Source organism: Flavobacterium sp. HJSW_4, from assembly GCF_042436695.1.
Classification (GTDB): Bacteria; Bacteroidota; Bacteroidia; order Flavobacteriales; family Flavobacteriaceae; genus Flavobacterium.
Map to the genome: position 1 here is coordinate 144,500 of NZ_JBHNPP010000006.1, position 18,784 is coordinate 163,283.

12 protein-coding genes are annotated in these 18,784 nt (G+C 33.8%); 9 read left to right on the top strand and 3 right to left on the bottom strand.

Annotation, left to right across the window (positions count from 1 at the left end; translation table 11 throughout):
- Nucleotides 1–23: 23 nt before the first annotated feature.
- Nucleotides 24–1,178, top strand: a complete 1,155-nt coding sequence (locus tag ACE01P_RS07870) for a hypothetical protein (RefSeq protein ID WP_379695974.1) — start codon at nt 24–26, stop codon at nt 1,176–1,178.
- Nucleotides 1,179–1,299: 121 nt separating this feature from the next.
- Here the strand turns inward: ACE01P_RS07870 and ACE01P_RS07875 are convergent, their stop codons facing one another.
- Nucleotides 1,300–3,969, bottom strand: a complete 2,670-nt coding sequence (locus ACE01P_RS07875) for a TonB-dependent receptor domain-containing protein (protein WP_379695976.1) — start codon at nt 3,967–3,969, stop codon at nt 1,300–1,302.
- 298 nt (nt 3,970–4,267) lie between these two features.
- On the opposite strand from ACE01P_RS07875, the gene ychF reads away from it, so the two are divergent.
- From ychF to ACE01P_RS07915, 8 genes are all read left to right on the top strand, one after another.
- A complete protein-coding gene (gene ychF / locus ACE01P_RS07880; protein WP_379695978.1) occupies nt 4,268–5,362 on the top strand; it encodes a redox-regulated ATPase YchF in 1,095 nt (364 codons plus the stop codon).
- A 366-nt stretch (nt 5,363–5,728) separates the two neighbouring features.
- Nucleotides 5,729–6,406 carry a TIGR02117 family protein gene (locus ACE01P_RS07885; RefSeq protein WP_379695980.1) on the top strand — a complete coding sequence of 226 codons (678 nt, stop codon included), beginning with the start codon at nt 5,729–5,731 and terminating at the stop codon, nt 6,404–6,406.
- 91 nt (nt 6,407–6,497) lie between these two features.
- Entirely contained in the window at nt 6,498–7,415 is a 918-nt protein-coding gene (locus tag ACE01P_RS07890; protein ID WP_379695982.1) for a YihY/virulence factor BrkB family protein, read from the top strand.
- Nucleotides 7,416–7,516: 101 nt separating this feature from the next.
- Nucleotides 7,517–8,041, top strand: a complete 525-nt coding sequence (locus ACE01P_RS07895; protein ID WP_379695984.1) for an NADPH-dependent FMN reductase — start codon at nt 7,517–7,519, stop codon at nt 8,039–8,041.
- An 88-nt stretch (nt 8,042–8,129) separates the two neighbouring features.
- Complete coding sequence (locus ACE01P_RS07900) at nt 8,130–9,020, top strand: transglutaminase domain-containing protein (RefSeq protein WP_379695986.1); 891 nt, start codon at nt 8,130–8,132, stop codon at nt 9,018–9,020.
- Nucleotides 9,021–9,097: 77 nt separating this feature from the next.
- Nucleotides 9,098–10,273 (top strand): nicotinate phosphoribosyltransferase, encoded by a 1,176-nt coding sequence (pncB, locus tag ACE01P_RS07905; RefSeq protein ID WP_379695988.1) that lies wholly within the window; start codon nt 9,098–9,100, stop codon nt 10,271–10,273.
- Nucleotides 10,274–10,435: 162 nt separating this feature from the next.
- The gene (locus tag ACE01P_RS07910) at nt 10,436–12,304 is read left to right on the top strand and encodes a DNA topoisomerase IV subunit B (protein WP_379695990.1); all 1,869 of its coding nucleotides are present in this window, start codon (nt 10,436–10,438) and stop codon (nt 12,302–12,304) included.
- Nucleotides 12,305–12,348: 44 nt separating this feature from the next.
- Nucleotides 12,349–15,069 (top strand): DNA gyrase/topoisomerase IV subunit A, encoded by a 2,721-nt coding sequence (locus tag ACE01P_RS07915; RefSeq protein WP_379695992.1) that lies wholly within the window; start codon nt 12,349–12,351, stop codon nt 15,067–15,069.
- A 57-nt stretch (nt 15,070–15,126) separates the two neighbouring features.
- Here the strand turns inward: ACE01P_RS07915 and ACE01P_RS07920 are convergent, their stop codons facing one another.
- Both ACE01P_RS07920 and ACE01P_RS07925 read right to left on the bottom strand, forming a co-directional pair.
- Entirely contained in the window at nt 15,127–17,589 is a 2,463-nt protein-coding gene (locus ACE01P_RS07920; protein WP_379695994.1) for an AAA family ATPase, read from the bottom strand.
- 7 nt (nt 17,590–17,596) lie between these two features.
- Complete coding sequence (locus tag ACE01P_RS07925) at nt 17,597–18,649, bottom strand: PKD domain-containing protein (RefSeq protein WP_379695996.1); 1,053 nt, start codon at nt 18,647–18,649, stop codon at nt 17,597–17,599.
- Between the last annotated feature and the right edge of the window lie 135 nt (nt 18,650–18,784).

The window sequence follows — 18,784 nt, forward strand, 5'->3', positions numbered from 1 at the left end:
TAGTTAAAAAAATAACAACGCATATGAAGAAACTCCTACTTTTATTTGTCGTATTTTTTAATTTGAATGTTTTTGCACAAAGCGATGAGTATTCTGTTTATGTAAAAGACATTGAAACGTTGCAACCAATAGAAAATGCTACTGTACAAGTCCTAAAAACAAAACAGGTTTTAATGACTAATGAAGAGGGTAAAGTAACTTTTGTTTTGAGCGGAGGCTCAAATGTTGAAGTTTCTGAGATGAATTATGAAAATCTGACTCTTCGCTGGGCAGCTTTAAAAGAAAACGGATTTGTGGTTTACCTTAAAAATAAAAAGGAAAACTTAGATGAAGTTGTCGTTTCAAATGAGAATCCGCAAAAAATGCTTCAGAAAGTAGTTGCAAATTCGAAACAGAAAATTGGTGTTGCACATAGACTAAAGGTATATGTTCGTGAATTTTTCATGTTAGACAATCAATATTCTTATTATAACGACGGATTAGTCAACTTTCAATTCAATAAAAACAATACAACTACGTTATTAGTAGAACAGAATCGTTCTTATGGCTTAATAGAGACAGATGTAAGTACTGATTTGAAAGGTTATAATTTGAATGATATCATGGAGAATTATTCGAATTTTAAATACTTAGATCCGTTGCTAAGTCCTAATGCGAAAAAGGAATATGATTTTACAACTAAAGGTCATGCAAAAAATGCTGCTTATTATATAATGTCGGCTGTTCCTTTAGACAAAGCAAAAGAAGCAATTGATAATTTTGAAATCATTTACGATCCTGAGAAAAAAATTATTGTAGAATTTACAATTACGGTTACGCCAGCCACTCTTGATAAAGTGGAAGAAAAAACAAAAGAAGGCGATAAAAACATGACAAAATCGTTTGTAAAAGTAAATTACAGATGGGACGGAACCGACTATTATTTGTTGAGTTCAAATGAAGAAATTGCTTACGATGTCGTTTCAAAAGAAAAAACTAAAAATGTTCAAGTAAGAAATAGTTTTGTTACAACGGGTTTCAATAAACAGAATTTCACTTATAATGAAAGTGATGTTTTTAAGGAGAAATCGCTTTTTAATAAGAAAAACAAAATCCTGACCAATTATTGGGATATTTCAGGATTTACAGCAACCGATGAAGAAAAAGCTATCATCGCATCATTAGAGTTTAAATTGTAATTAATAAATAGAAAGAAAAATCCTGAACGCAAGTTCAGGATTTTTTTGTTCTTATATGTTTGTCAGGCTGAGCGTCCCGTCCTGACGTTTCGGGATTGGTAGAAGCCTCTTGTGATCATAATTAAAAATTGAATCCAAGTCTTGCGTAGTAGTAAGCACCGCTGAAGCCCATTTGTACGGCATCCCAATAACCTCCAGCTTCTGTGTTTCCTTGTTCGTCTTGTTTAGTCGGATATACATTAAACAAGTTATTGCTTCCGATAGTCAGTTTTAAACTTTTAGTAAATTGATAGCCAAGAGTTAAATCGGTCACCACTCTCGGGTTGTAAACATCATCTTCATCTGCATAATCGACCAAAACAACTTTGCTAAAACGAGTAAAAGCCAAACCAGCGTCAAATTTCTTTTTGGCATAATTAAGGTTTAAGCCAAATTTGTTGTCTGGAGCAGAAGCCAGTAAAAAGGCTTTTTCACGTTTTCCGAAGAAAGTAGCTTCATCGAGTGTACCGCTTTTAACTTTATCAATTTTCATATCATTGATGTTTCCAACCAAAGTTGCGCTAAGGTTTCCAAAATCAAATCCTTTTTTCCAAGATAAAACCACATCAAGACCATGCGTGCTTGTGTCTACACCATTGGCAAAAAATTGCGCTTCTGAAACGCCAAGATTTAAAGCACTTGCATCAAAATATCCTGTAAGAACAATACGGTCTTTTACTTGAATGTAATAACCATCAATTGTTGCAGTGAAATCTCCATAAGTTGCAGTAAAACCTAGAGAAGCATTGACTGCTTTTTCTTCATTTAATTTGCTGATTCCAAAAGCTCTAGTAACTTCGCTATCATTTGGCGCCAATAAAACTTCGGTTGCACCGCTTGCATTAAAGTTCGTAAAACGTAAATTGTAATAAACCTGAGCTAAAGAAGGAGCACGGAAACCTGTGCTTACAGAACCTCTTAAATTGAAATGATTGCCAAGTTTTAATCTTGAAGCTAATTTTCCATTTAAAGTGCTTCCAAAATCGCTGTAATTCTCAAAACGTAAAGCTCCACTAACCATCAAGGCTTCTGTAATATCCAATTCGCCATCGGCATATAAAGAGAAATTTGTACGGCTTTTGTTTACTTCATTTGCAGGGCTATAACCTGGGAAACCTTGAGAACTTCCCGGTCTTGGTATTGTCGGAGAAGAATCAGGATCAGTAGGATCGTAATCAGGATTAGGAATTGTTGGCGGACTTTGAGTTGTTGGATCAGTTATAGGCTGGCCGTTAGTATCATAAGTTGCATAAGAACCTTCTTCTCCTGCAAATATTTCAAATTTTTCAACTCTAAATTCAGTTCCAAAAGCAATATTAAAGCCTTTAAGAACAGTGTCGTAGTTTTTAGAAATATCAAAATTTGTGGTGTTTTGAAGCAAACTATGCCCTCCAGCATCAAATTCATGCGGAGATTTTTCTTCAAGAGAAGCATTTATCGTTCCTTTAATATCGTATTGGAATTTATTTTTTCCGAAAGTATTGCTCAAATCAAATTTCCATCCTCCAGAAGATTCTGTTTTAATTCCAGCAGCAACAGAATTATCATTGATTTTTGATGTGATTCTTGGCGTGTAACCTCCAGGATAAACTGATTCTACAACTCTTTCGCCATCATTTCTTGTAAATGCGTAAGCATCTGTATCTCTAAAATTACTTCCTCCAAAAGCATAAAACTCCGTTTTATCTGCAATAGGAATAGAAAAATTAGCAAATAAATTAACACCATGCATGCTCGCGTCTCCAAAACCTTTTCTGAAATCGTAAGCAGGTCTCAGCGTTTTATTTTTGTTTATAAATTCACCTGTAAAGTTTGCATAACCGCCTTTAGTTCCTAAAGCAACTCCATAATTGGCTGCAACTCTCACAGAACCTCCATCAAAATCTTGATCTTTTCCGTATGAATTTCCATTTCCATCTTGATCTAATCTGTATCCTTTTGTGTTAGGAGTTCCAGGAAGAAAATCGCCTTTCGCATGCGTGTCAAAAACACCGTAAGTTACAGATCCTGTTAATTCATTTACATTGTCATTTGTTATAATATTGATAACTCCTGCAATGGCATCAGAACCGTATTGTGCTGAAGCACCGTCGCGCAAAATTTCAATTCTTTTAATAGAAGCGGCAGGAATTGCATTCAAATCTGTTCCTGTATTTCCGCGTCCTCTTGTTCCGAATAAGTTAATTAAAGACGATTGATGTCTTCTTTTTCCATTAATTAAAACCAAAGTCTGGTCAGGCCCCATACCTCTTAACGAAGCTGGATCTACGTGATCGGCACCGTCAGACCCCGATTGTTTATTCGCATTGAAAGAAGGAGCAACATATTGAAGCAATTGATTGATTTCAATTTTACCACTCTGAGTTGTAACATCTTTAACGCTAATAACATCAATTGGAACAGCAGAATTTACCACAGTCCTCTTGGTGCTTCTAGATCCTGTAACCACAACGTCATTTAAAACTTGACCGTCACTATTTTCACCTAAAATAATATTTATTTTGTCGCCAGAAGCTGCTTTTTCAACTGTTGAGAATCCAACATAACTAAAGATTAAAGTTGCACCTTCTTTTACTTTTATTTTATAACTACCCTCAAAATCGGTAGAAACGCCATTTGTTGTCCCTTTCTCGACAATATTGACACCAGGAAGCGGTGCTCCGGCTTTGTCTTTAACGATCCCCGAGACTTCTTTTTGCGCGAAGAGAAACCCTGCATTCAGCAGAAATATTAATAATGCAATCTTTTTCATGGTAATTGGTTTTTTGGTTTGTTTTTTTGTTGATTAGTTTTATAAAATTAACTTTTTTTAACAAAAAATTAATGAAATGTTTAAAAATTTTTAAGATTAGCTCTAAAATTATATTATTGAACATTTTTACTTCGCGCAAGAGCTATTAAATCTTATATTTGCAAAATTTTAAAGCCGAAAAATATCATTTTGGCAGAAAAGAATAAAAGAGCATTTAAATCACAAAATATTAAAACACAATGTTTAATGTTTTAGACCTAATATAAAAAGGTCGTATAAATAATATAGAAACAAACAGATGAAAGCAGGAATTGTAGGATTACCAAATGTTGGAAAATCAACATTATTTAATTGTTTATCTAATGCAAAAGCGCAAAGTGCGAACTTTCCGTTTTGTACAATCGAACCTAATATTGGTGTTGTAAACGTTCCAGATCCAAGAATCAACAAATTGGAAGAATTGGTAAAACCAGAACGCGTTCAAATGGCAACTGTTGATATTGTAGATATTGCAGGTTTAGTAAAAGGAGCAAGTAAAGGTGAAGGTCTTGGAAACCAGTTTTTAGGAAACATTAGAGAATGTAATGCTATCATTCACGTTTTACGTTGTTTTGACAATGATAATATTGTACACGTTGACGGAAACGTAAATCCAATTCGCGATAAAGAAACTATCGATATCGAATTACAATTAAAAGATTTAGAAACTGTTGAAAAACGTTTAGAAAAAGTAAAACGTGCTGCAAAAACAGGAAATAAAGAAGCTCAAACAGAAGAAGCTTTATTAAATAGAATTAGAGAAGCTTTATTACAAGCGAAATCTGCAAGAACAATTGTTCCTCAAAGTAATGACGAAGAAGTTTTGATGGAAGGTTTCCAATTAATTACTGCAAAACCAGTTTTATACGTTTGTAACGTAGACGAAAGTTCAGCAGTAAACGGAAATAAGTATGTAGATCAAGTTCGTGAATTAGTAAAAGACGAAGAAGCTGAAGTTATTATCCTTTCAGTAGGAGCAGAAGCTGATATTACAGAATTAGAAAGTTACGAAGAGCGTCAGGTTTTCCTTGAAGATATGGGATTAACAGAGCCAGGAGCATCAGTTTTAATTCGTGCAGCTTACAAATTATTAAAACAACAAACTTACTTCACAGCTGGTGTAAAAGAAGTTCGTGCTTGGACAATCAATATTGGAGCAACTGCACCACAAGCAGCAGGAGTTATCCATACTGACTTTGAAAAAGGTTTCATCCGTGCAGAAGTTATTTCATACGAAGATTACGTTCAATACGGTTCTGAAGCAAAAGCAAAAGAAGCTGGAAAATTCAAAGTTGAAGGAAAAGAATACGTAGTAAAAGATGGTGATGTAATGCACTTCCGTTTTAACGTTTAATCTTTTTTTTGAAGAAAGAAACAAGAAGAAAGATATATAGAAAAAAACTGCTGGAGAGATTCAGCAGTTTTTTTGTTTTTAGAAAATAGAGAAAAGAAGAAAGAAAATAGATAAAAGCCATCGCTTGTCAGGCGGAGTGAAGTCGAAGCCCCGCAAAGATTGTCGATTCTGTTTGTGGAGTTTCTAGCGTGTCCTTCGACTTCGCTCAGGAAGACAAAAAATGAGAAGAAAAATCCCTTTAAATCCGCGCTTTCGCGAAAGCGAATCAGTAAAATCCGTGTGCTATTTTTAAGAAGCAAAATTTTTGGCTCAGTAATTGGTTACAGAAAAATTAACCAATTATTAATCTAAAACCAATCAATCAAAATGCTAAAAAAATCTTTCAAATTTTTGGGCTGGACACTTTTCGGAATTTTCGCTTCCCTTGCTCTTTACATTTCATCTGTTTTAATTATTTCAAAAATTACTGTGAATTCAGATATAGCGAAAGTCGAAGAACAAAATGCTATTCCTATTTACATTCTTTCTAACGGAGTCCATACCGATATTGTAGTTCCAGTTAAAAACGAAATTAAAGATTGGAGGAATGAAATTCAATTCAGTCAAACACAATCAAAAGATTCGTTAATGAATTATATAGGATTCGGTTGGGGAGATAAAGGATTTTATCTTGAAACTCCAGAATGGTCAGATTTAAAAGCAAGTACAGCTTTCAAAGCCGCATTTGGAATCAGTTCTTCAGCTGTTCATGCTACATTTTTCAAGCAATTAAGAGAAGGTGATGATTGCAAACGCATTTTAATTACAAAAGAAAATTATCAAAAACTGGTAACTTATATTTCAGAAAGTTTTAGTGATCCACTTCATCCGCAATGGATTGAAGGTCACAGCTACGGAAAAAAAGATGCTTTTTATGAAGCAAAAGGAAGCTACAGCCTTTTCTATACATGCAATACTTGGGCAAACAATGCATTAAAAGCGGCCAATCAAAAAGCAAGTTTGTGGACCGTTTATGATAAAGGGATTTTCTGCCATTATAAATAAACATGGTAAAAATGTAAAATCTGCCTAAAATCAAAGAAATAACGAAATTTCATTAATGCTTAAATTTGAGTAAATATCAAAAAATCAGCAAATGAAAAATCACAATATCTTTTCTAGAACTTGGTATTTATTAAAAACGACATTTTTAGAATTCAATGACGATAATGCCATAAAGCTCAGTGCGGCGTTATCTTACTATACCATTTTTGCTTTGCCTCCTTTGTTGATTATTATAATTACTATTTGTGGCTTCTTTTTTGGGGAAGAGGCAGTCACAGGTCAATTATACGGTCAAATAAATAGGTTGGTTGGAAATAATGCTGCGGTACAAATACAGGAGGCAATCAAAAATGTTCAATTATCAGACAGTAATGTATTTGTAACCGTTTTTGGGGTTGTGATGCTCTTGATCGGGGCTTCGGGAGTTTTTGCAGAAATTCAGAGTTCTATAAACTACATTTGGGGACTTCGTGCAAAACCCAATAAAGGACTCCGAAAATTTATCCAAAACAGAATCATGTCTTTTTCTATGATTGTTTCAGTTGGATTCCTGATGTTGGTCAGTTTAATGGTCAACGCTACATTAGATCTTCTCAATACCCGTTTAAAATTGTATTTTCCAGACACAACAGTTTACGTTTTTTATGTGGTTAATTTATTGATTGTTTTTGTCAGTATCACATTGCTTTTTGCTATTATATTCCGAACTTTACCAGATGGAATTATCAGATGGAAAGATGCTTTTATTGGAGCTTCGAGTACTGCAATTTTATTCATGATAGGTAAATTTGCAATTGGAGTTTATCTAGGAAATTCAACAGTTGCGAGTGTTTACGGTGCGGCGGGTTCTGTAATTATAATTTTGGTTTGGGTTTATTACTCGGCTATTATTTTATATTTTGGAGCAGAATTTACCAAAGTTTACGCTAAGGCTTTTGGGGGAAGTATTTCGCCAAATGATTATTCTGTAGAAATTCAAAAAGAGGTTTTTGAAATAGAACCGGAATAAAAAATAAACCAAATAGATGCTATCTTTTTTATTTAATTGAAAATGCATTGTAATTTTATGGCTTAATTTTTGAAAGCAAAAAAATATATAAATACCACGATATGAAAATTATAGCCTTTGGAGGAAGTAACAGCAAGCACTCAATCAACAAACATTTAGCGACTTACGCATCTAGTTTGTTTGAAAATGCCGATGTTGAGGTTTTAGATCTTAACGATTTTGCAATGCCAGTTTTTAGTGTCGATTTAGAGAAAGAAGTTGGCCAGCATGAAGTGGCTCAAGCCTTTTTAAATAAATTGAAAGAAGCTGATATTTTAGTAGTTTCAATGGCAGAAAATAACGGAAACTATTCTGTTGCTTTCAAAAATGTTTTCGATTGGAGTTCTCGTATCGAAAAAGATGTTTTTCAGAACAAACCAATGTTGTTATTAGCAACTTCTCCTGGGGGAAGAGGCGGTGCTTCAGTTTTAGGAATTGCTCAAAATCTTTTCCCGCGTTATGGAGCCGATATTAAAGGTGCTTTTTCTCTTCCTGCTTTCAATGCAAACTTTGATTTGCAAGAAAATAAAATCTCAAATCCAGAATTAGATCAAGAATTAAAAGATATTATCAAATCAAGTTTTTAAATACATGCCAATAAAAAAGATTGCTTTTCTAATTCTTTTTTTGAACGCTTTTTTCCTGAATTTTACCTTTGCACAAAAGATAAATGAAGTGGATAAGATTGTCGCAAAATACCCGAAAAGCTTTAATACCACCGAGCAATTAGCAGAAAGAATTGAAAAAGATTTTGATTCTGAAGCAGAACGAGCGAGAGCAATTTACAGCTGGATTGCTTTCAATATAAAATACGATTACAATGCATTTCTGAATCCGCCGAAAGTGCAGGGTTTCAGCTATTCTTCTGAAGCTGAAAAACAACGAAAAATTAAACAGCTGAATGATAATCTTATTCAAAAAGCTTTTAAATCTCAAAAAGCAGTTTGTGAAGGTTTTACAGCTTTGTATCAGAATTTGGCGGAACAAGTTGGTTTGAAATGCGAAATAGTAAAAGGAGATTCTAAAACAAGGCCAGCTGATATTGGAAGAAAAAATACTTCTTCAAACCACGCTTGGAATATGGTTTTGATTAACAAAAAGTGGCGTCTTATTGATGTGACTTGGGGGCAAGGCTATTATGACAGCAGCAAAGGAAGAATGGTCAATGATTTTAATCCAATTTATTTTGATACCGATCCTGATTATTTCTTTGCAAAGCATTATCCAGATTCTGGATCATTTTTAGGTGATCGATTAAGCAAAGAAGATTTCTTAAACGGTCCTTTGATTTATAATAAAACCATCGAAAACGATTATAAAATCAAAACTCCAAATTCAGGAATAGTCGAAGTGAAAAGTGGAGATAAAATTACTGTAGAAATTAAAAATGTTTCCAAATCCAATCAGGTTTTTTATTTAAATAAAAAGAATCAGCCTGTTAAAGTTCTTAATCCGAAAGAGAAAAGAGGAGGATTAGAATTTCAAATTCTTATTGACGGCAATATCGGAAATTACATTACCATTTTTGTTGATGGAGATAGTACTGTTTCTTTTAAAGTTGTCTAAAAAAATAAGAGTTCTTTCATCTATTATGTTTTCTGAAATTGCCGTATCTTAGCGGTAAATGAAAAGAATTTGATGCTATGGAAACTACTTTTTTGAAATCAATTTTAGATAATGATTTCTACAAATTTACAATGCAGCATGCTGTAATAAAGCTTTTTCCAAAAGCAAAAGTCCGTTACGGATTTATAAATCGTGGAAAACATATTTTTCCGCCAGGTTTTGCAGATTTGCTTCGTCATTCTGTAGATGCCATGGCGGATTTGCGTTTAACGAAAGACGAAAAAAGTTATCTAGCACATTATTGCCCTTATCTTGACCCAACTTATTTAGATTTTCTGCAAGGATATAGTTTTGATCCGTCTGAAGTTCAGATTAGTCAAGAAGGTTCAGAAATTTCGGTTACAGTTGAAGGATTTTGGTACAGAACTATTTTGTGGGAAGTGCCTTTGATGGCTTTGATTTCGGAACTATTTTATAAAGCGAGCCATTTAATTCGTTTAAATGATGAAGCCATAAAAAAGATTACTCAGGAAAAAATTGAAAATTACAATAAGCTAGGAGTTTCAGTTCTTGAATTTGGTACGAGACGTCGCCATTCGCATGAAGTTCATAATCTAGTCAACGAAACCTTAAGAACTTACGGCGGTCAAAGTTTCATCGGAACAAGCAATGTGCATTTTGCAATGATCAACAATAAACGTCCGTTAGGAACGCATGCACACGAATGGTTTATGTTTCATGCTGCGCAGTATGGTTTTAAAATGGCTAATTCGATAAGTCTTGAACATTGGACACAAGTATATAGCGGAGATCTCGGAATTGCATTAACAGACACTTATACAACCGATATATTTTTCAATCAATTTGATAAAAAATATTCAAAACTTTTTGATGGAGTTCGACATGATAGTGGTGACCCGATAGAATTTGCTCAAAAAGTAATTTCGCATTACATCAAAATGGGAATCGATCCTAAATCTAAAGCCATTGTTTTTTCTGATTCCTTAAATTTTGAAAAGGTAAAAAGAATAGTCGATTTCTGTCATGACAAAATAAAAATGTCTTTCGGAATTGGAACAAACTTCACAAACGACGTTGGACTTCCGGCAATGAATATGGTTATAAAATTAACCGATACAAAACCTGATAATACACATTGGCAAGGAGTTGTGAAATTGTCTGACGAAAAAAACAAAAATACGGGAACCCCCGAAATGATTGCCTTGGCGAAAGAAGTACTCGGAATTAAATAGTATTTTTTTGCTAAAAAAGCAGTTTTTTATAATTTAGTATCCGTTTAGTTTAAAATCAGTATAAAATAGATTTTAAAACTGTTATTATTCATAACAAAAAAGTAATACGCTTTTATTTTTTACCGATAAATGGTACATTAGCCAAAAATCCTAAATTCATTTATGCTAGAGCAAAATCAATACAACGAAGATAATATTCGTTCACTCGATTGGAAGGAACATATTCGTATGCGTCCGGGTATGTACATCGGGAAATTAGGGGACGGATCATCACCGGATGATGGTATTTACATTTTATTAAAAGAGGTTTTAGACAACTGTATCGATGAGTTCGTTATGGGTGCCGGAAAAACTATTGAAGTTTCTATTAAAGACAGGACGGTTTCGGTTCGTGATTACGGGCGTGGAATTCCGTTGGGTAAAGTAGTCGATGTAGTTTCGAAAATGAATACTGGAGGAAAGTACGATTCTAAAGCTTTCCAGAAATCAGTTGGTTTGAACGGGGTCGGAACAAAGGCGGTAAATGCGTTGTCTAATTATTTCCGTGTAGAATCTGTTCGTGATGATAAACAAAAAGGAGCGGAATTTTCTGCTGGAAACCTTGTTCTTGAAGAAGATGTTATCGATACAACAAAACGTAAAGGAACAAAAGTAGTTTTTACGCCAGACGAAACGATTTTCAAAAACTATAAATTCCGTTTAGAATATGTGATTAAAATGGTCAAAAACTATTGTTATTTGAACAATGGTTTGACGATTATTTTTAACGGAGAAAAATATTATTCAGAGAATGGACTTCGTGATTTATTAGAAGAAACCATTAACGAAGAAGACTTAGAATATCCAATTATTCACCTGAAAGATCATGATATTGAAGTTGCACTTACACACAGTAAAACCCAATATAGTGAAGAATATCACTCTTTTGTAAACGGTCAGAATACAACTCAAGGAGGAACGCACTTAGCGGCTTACCGTGAGGCAGTTGTAAAAACAATTCGTGAATTTTACAATAAGAATTTCGAAGCTTCAGACGTTCGTAAATCGATTGTAAGTGCGATTAGTATTAAAGTAATGGAACCAGTTTTCGAGTCTCAGACTAAAACAAAATTAGGTTCTACAGATATGGGTTCTGATGACGGAACTCCAGCAGTTTCTGTTCGTACTTTCGTTAATGATTTCATCAAAACGAAACTGGACAATTACCTGCATAAAAATCCAACAACTGCCGAAGCTTTATTGCGTAAAATTCTTCAGGCAGAACGTGAGCGTAAAGAATTATCTGGAATTAGAAAACTGGCGACAGATCGTGCTAAAAAGGCCAATCTTCACAATAAAAAATTAAGAGATTGTCGTGCGCACCTTCCAGATACTAAAAACCCAAGAAACCTAGAAAGTACGCTTTTTATTACCGAGGGAGATTCGGCTTCTGGATCGATTACAAAATCTCGTGATGTGAATACACAAGCGGTTTTCAGTTTGCGTGGTAAGCCTTTGAATTCATACGGGATGAGTAAAAAAATCGTGTATGAAAACGAAGAATTTAACTTATTGCAAGCGGCATTAGATATCGAAGACGGATTAGAAAAATTACGTTACAACAACATCGTAATCGCAACCGATGCCGATGTCGACGGAATGCACATTCGTTTGCTTTTGATTACGTTTTTTTTACAATTCTTTCCAGAATTAATCAAAGAAGGGCATTTGTATATTTTACAGACACCACTTTTCAGGGTTCGTAACAAGAAAGAAACGATTTATTGTTATTCTGAAGAAGAAAGAAAAGACGCGATTGAAAAACTGAAACCAAAACCAGAGATCACGCGATTTAAAGGTTTGGGAGAGATTTCGCCAGATGAGTTCAAAAACTTTATTGGAGATACAATTCGACTAGATCCAATTATGATGGATAAAAATACTTCTATCGAACAGTTATTGTCTTTCTATATGGGGAAAAACACGCCTGATAGACAAGAGTTTATTATCAAGAATTTGAAGGTTGAGATTGATGAGCTTGAGGAAGCTTAAAATTAAAGAAGAAGAATTTTTAGTATTTATACTGAACAAAATATATGAAAGACGAAGAAGACGATAACATAATTCCAAGCGACGACGAGAATAATCAGGATGAAAACCAGATTGATGACAATCAAAATGGTGATGACGATGAGATTATCGACGTAGATGCTAAACATTTTGAAGGACAGCATTTTTACGAAAATCAGGAAGAAGAAGGCGAAGACGTTATTACGAAAGTAACCGGAATGTACAAAGACTGGTTCTTGGATTACGCTTCGTACGTAATTCTGGAGCGTGCAGTTCCTGCTATCGAAGACGGATTCAAGCCTGTTCAGCGTCGTATTATGCACTCTTTAAAAGAGTTGGATGATGGTCGTTATAATAAAGTTGCCAATGTAGTAGGGCACACCATGCAGTATCACCCTCACGGAGATGCGAGTATTGGTGATGCAATGGTGCAAATTGGTCAAAAAGATTTATTGATTGACTGCCAAGGAAACTGGGGAAATATCTTAACTGGCGACGGTGCGGCAGCTTCCCGTTATATTGAGGCACGTTTATCTAAATTTGCTTTGGAGGTTTTGTATTCTCCAAAAATTACCGATTGGGGTGTTTCGTACGATGGACGTCGTGCAGAACCAAACAATCTTCCAGTTAAATTCCCATTGCTTTTAGCACAAGGAGCAGAAGGTATTGCAGTTGGTTTATCAACGAAAGTTTTGCCTCATAACTTCAACGAATTAATAGACGCTTCGATTAAAATCTTAAAGGGAAAACCATTTACGCTTTATCCTGATTTTATGACGCAAGGTATTGCCGACGTTTCGAATTACAACGACGGAATGCGTGGCGGTCGTGTGCGTGTGCGTGCTAAGATTTCGCAATTAGACAAAAATACTTTGGTGATTACGCAGATTCCGTTTTCGACCAATACATCGAGTTTGATTGATAGTATTTTGAAAGCCAATGAAAAAGGTAAAATCAAAATCAAGAAAATTGAAGACAATACCGCGGCTGATGTTGAGATTTTAATTCACCTTTTCCCAGGAGTTTCGCCAGATAAAACAATCGATGCTTTATTTGCTTTTACTGCTTGCGAAACATCTGTAGCGCCTTTAGGATGCGTTATCGAAGATAACAAGCCTTTGTTTATTGGTGTTTCTCAAATGTTGAAAATTTCGACAGAAAGAACAGTTGATTTACTTCGTCAGGAATTAGAAATTCAGTTAGAAGAATTAAAGAATAAATGGCATTTTTCTACTTTAGAAAAAATCTTCATCCGTGAAGAAATGTACATTGACTTCAAATTATATGGAGACAGAGAATCATTATACAAATACTTGTATGATAGATTCGAGCCTTTCAAAAAGTCATTCGTTAGAGAAATCAACGATGAAGATTTGCAGCGTTTGACTCAAATTCCGATGATTCGTATTACTCGTTTTGATTCTGATAAAGCAGACGAGTTGATTTCGAAATTAGAGGAAGAAATGAAAGAGGTAGAATACAATTTGGAACATCTTACCGATTTTGCTATTGCCTATTTTACAAAATTAAAAGAGAAATACGGAAAAGGCCGTCAACGTCAGACAGAACTTCGTGTTTTTGATAATGTTGAGGCAACAAAAGTAGTTTTAAGAAATACAAAACTATATGTAAACCGTGAAGAAGGTTTTGTTGGGACAAGTTTAAAGAAAGATGAATATGTAGGCGATTGTTCTGATATTGATGATGTTATCGTGTTTTTGCGTGATGGAACTTTGATGATTACAAAAGTAGATTCAAAAACTTTTATCGGAAAAGATATTATACATGCGGCCGTTTTTGATAAAAATGATAAGCGAACTATTTATAACATGATGTATCGTGATGGTAAATCGGGCCCATCATACATAAAACGTTTTAATGTTACCGGAGTAACACGTGATAAAGCTTACGATTTAACAAATGGAACAAATGGTTCTCAGGTAGTTTATTTTTCACATAATCCAAACGGAGAAGCTGAAGTTGTGACTATTTTACTGCGTCAGGTTGGAACGATTAAAAAACTGAAATTCGATATTGATTTTGCTAATTTAGCAATTAAAGGACGTGGTTCTAAAGGAAACTTGGTAACCAAATATCCAATCAAGAAAATCGAATTAAAAGAAAAAGGAATCTCGACTTTACTTCCAAGAAAAGTTTGGTTTGATGATACTGTAAAACGTTTAAATGTTGATGCAAGAGGAGAACTTTTGGGTGAATTTAAACCAACAGATAAAATCTTAGTAATAAGTCAGTCAGGTAAATTAAAGGTAATTATTCCAGAATTATCGACTCACTTTGAAGAAGATATGATTGTTTTGGAGAAGTGGAAACCTAAAAAACCAATTTCTGCAATTTATTATGATGGAGAAAAAGAACGTTATTTCTTAAAACGTTTCCTTGTAGAAAACGAAGGCAAAGAAGAAAGTTTCATTACAGATCACCCAAATTCGCAGTTAGAGATTGTATCTACAGATTATCGTCCTGTAGCGCAATTGATTTTTGCAAAAGTAAAAGGAGTTCAAAAAGACGATCTTCATATCGATGTGGAAGACTTTATAGCCGTAAAAGGTTTTAAAGCTTTAGGAAATCAATTGACGACAGATAAATTAAGACAAGTTAATTTATTAGAACCGCTTCCATATGAAGAACCAGTTGAAGAAGTTCCTGAAAGACCAGAAATTTCAGAAGACGATCCGGTTGAAACAGAATTAGACGACGATGGCCAAATAGGTTTAGTTTTAGAATAAAAATAAAAAACGCTAAGAAATTAATCTTAGCGTTTTTTTTTATGATTGATGTTTTAATTAATTTTCAACTGAAACAACTTCTTCTTTAATCCATTTGACTTCGTTGTTCTCAATAATTACCGTAACGATATCGCCATCTTTAACTTCTCCAGAAATTAATTTCTTTGCCAAAGGTCTTCTTAAATGACTTCTAATAATGCTTTTAATTGGTCTTGCACCATATTTAGCATTAAATCCGTTTTCGGCAAGGTAAGTTTTAGTCTCAATCGGAATTTCTACTTCTATATTGATGTTTTTCAATAAGTCTGTAAATTCTTTTTTAAGATGAATTTCGAATATTTTAAGGGCATTTTGGATATTAAGTGGAGCAAAAGGTACTATTTCGGTTAACCTTCCTAAAAACTCAGGTCTGAAATAATTTGCCATAATTTCCATTAAAGAAGTGGAACTCGGAATTTGACCGCTGTTAAAGGTTTCCACAATATGATCTGCACCAATATTTGATGTAAAAAGTATAATTGCATTCGAAAAATCACCTTCTTTTCCTAAACGATCGTGAAGTTTACCTTCGTCCATAACTTGCAAGAAAACATCAAAAACGGATGGGTGCGCTTTTTCAATTTCATCAAATAAAACAATAGAGTAGGGCTTTTGCCTTATTTTATTGACTAACAAACCGCCTTCTTCGTAGCCCACATATCCTGGAGGCGCACCATAAAGTAAAGCTGCAGAATGTTCTTCTTTAAATTCAGACATATCAAATCTGATGATTGCATTTTCATCTTGAAAAAGAAATTCTGCCAAACTTTTGGCTAATTCTGTTTTTCCAGTTCCAGTTGGACCAAGGAAGAAAAATGACGCAATTGGCTGACCTGCTTTGCTTAAACCTGATCGTGATTCTAAAATAGAACCTGCAACCGTTGCAATACAATGATCTTGTCCGATAACTCTTTTACCTAAAACATCTTCAATTGTATTAAGTTTGTTTTTTTCTTCTTCATTTAACTTACCTGCTGGAATTCCCGTTTTTTGAGCAATTATAAGAGATAAATCAAATGCTTCAATATGAACACGTTTGTCCAAAGCTCTTTTTTCGATTATTTCTAAAAGATTTTCAATATGATTAATGATAGAGTCAGAAGATTCAAATGTTTTTTGATTGTTATCTTCGTCAGCAATCATTAAAAAAGTGGTTTTGTTTGCTAAATCAGTTAAAAACCAATTGCATTCTTTGATTAATTGTTCTTCTGATAAACCTGCTTCGTTTTGTTTTAATACTTCAAGTTTATTAATAAGCGCAGGTTTTTCTTTTAAAAAAGTTTCACCAGAAGTTTTTAGAACAGACATCGTATGATCTATCAGATTGATAGCAGATTCTGGCAGACTTTTTTCTTTTAAATATCTTTTAGATAAACGAATAGATTCAGAAATCGTTTCATCATCAATTTGTATTTTATGATGTTCTTGATATGTTTTTATTGATTCGCGGATCATTCGAAACAACGTTTCATCATCAGATTCTTCTAGTTTCACAATTTCGAACATGCCAGAAAGTCCTTGCTCTTTTTCAATCCTTTTTGAATATTCGTCAATTGTTGAAGTTGCAATAATGTTTAAACCTTTTGCTAGTTCACCTTTTAAAACATTTGAAACTCCAGAATCGCCACCATTTTTATCTAAAAGCGTATGTATTTCTTCGATAATCAAAATAGCTTTTGGGAACTGTTTTAACTCCTGAATACAGTTTTTTAAGCGATCTTCAATTTCTCCTTTATACGAAGCGCCAGCAATTAAAGAAGATAAATCAAGCTCAAATAATTGCACTTTGTTTAATACATCTGGAATTTTATTACTAATGACATTTTCAACCAGAGCATCAATTAAAATAGTTTTTCCAATACCGCGATCACCAATTAGCAATACATTAGGTTTAGAGAAACGGCATAAAATTTCCTTTATGGTATTCAATTCCGCTTCACGACCTATCGCTGGGATTCTTTTTTTATTCTTTTCAAGATTTTTATGAATGCAGTATTTGCCTAAAAAGCCTTTTTTTACTTCTTGCTTAACCGCGCCATCATTTTGAGGTATAACAACTTGATCTTCCAGTAATTCATTTCTGGAAATAGGGTAAGATTTCATTTGGTCGAAATTGAAACCTACTCCTGGCGAACTAATGGCAATTATAACCGCATAAAGGCTAATTTCATCCTCATTTAATGCTATTCGAACAGATTCAGCTTCTTTTATAATTTCGTCGATGAGATCGCTTGGTTCAGCATCAAGGACATTGTTGGTTTTTGGTTCTTCTTCAATTCGCACTTCTGCCCATTCATCAAGATAATATACATCTTTCCCCATAGCTTCAAGTCGTTTCAAAAGAGACAAATCTCTGTTCAAAATCGCTTTTAGCAAATGAGGCGCTGAGTAATATTTGTTTGAATTGGTTTTAGCAATTTTCTTAGCAATTTCTAATGCGCTTAACAGTTCTATACTGAAAATATTTTTTTCTTCTTCCATACCCAATTTAATCTTTAGACCATATCAGATACTTTTTTACTTTATAGCTGATATTTAATCCTTTAATGCAGTTAGTTTGTTTGTCTTTGTTTAAGCGTATTGATTCAATTTTAATTTTCTTTCCTTTTACAGAGGCGCATAGTTGAGAAAAAGTCACTAAATCTTCATCGTTTTTTACGACAGGAATATCAAGATCATCACACATAAACTCGGCAAAATCATCTTTTACCTTACTACCTTCTGCAACTTTTTTAAATAAAATTTCAAACTGATCTTCAGACATTTTAGGTGCTTTTTTGATAGTTGCGATGCTGTCTTTTGTCGTTTTTGTTTTAGGAGCAACTGGCACATACTGAAGCATTTCTTCCAAAGGATCTTTTTTTACAGGACCGCGCGGAAGAGCAAAAGCTTCTGCTTTCTTTTCAAACTCGTAAGAGCTGACATCCAACGGATTAGTTTTCTTAATAACTCTTGGATGTACATAAATAATCTTTTTTGCTACGCGACTGAAATCCCCATTTATAACCAGTGTAATGGTCTTTTCACCTGGAGTGATAAAGTTGTAAACAGGGTTTGAAGAAGTCTCATCTATGCCCTTATTTTCTCCAAATGCCCATTCCCAAGTCTTGGCATCTTCTGAGATTGATTTAAAATATGCGGGCTGTCCAACAGTTATGGTTTTAGGTACAATAATTTTTGGCGTGCCTCTTTTATCAGCAGCATATTTATCCTTTATGACGATTTCTTTAGTATGCGTGCAACCTCCGTTTATTGTTAATGTAACATAGTATTTGCCAGGTTTTTTATAAATATGAAAAGTGTGTTTTCTGACATCTTTTTCTGATCCGTCTCCAAAGTCCCAAACCCATGATTTAGCATTAGGAGTTTTATCATAAAACTCTATAGATTCTTCGGATTGCGAATAATCTGAAAAGATATAAAATTTTGCATCTTCACAATCCACATGATTAAAAAATTGAACTATAAAAGCAATGATTCCAGCTAATAACAGAATGGCGAAAAAAAACACAATCCTGATATCGATATTTTTTTGATTCATTTTTAAAATTTGAATATTTTACTATGTAAGATAATTTTAACAAAAAACGGAAGCAAATGTAGTTTTAATTATTTTAAAAAACTTATATTTTATACTATAAATTTTACAAAAAAGTTTTGTATTCTTACAAAATAT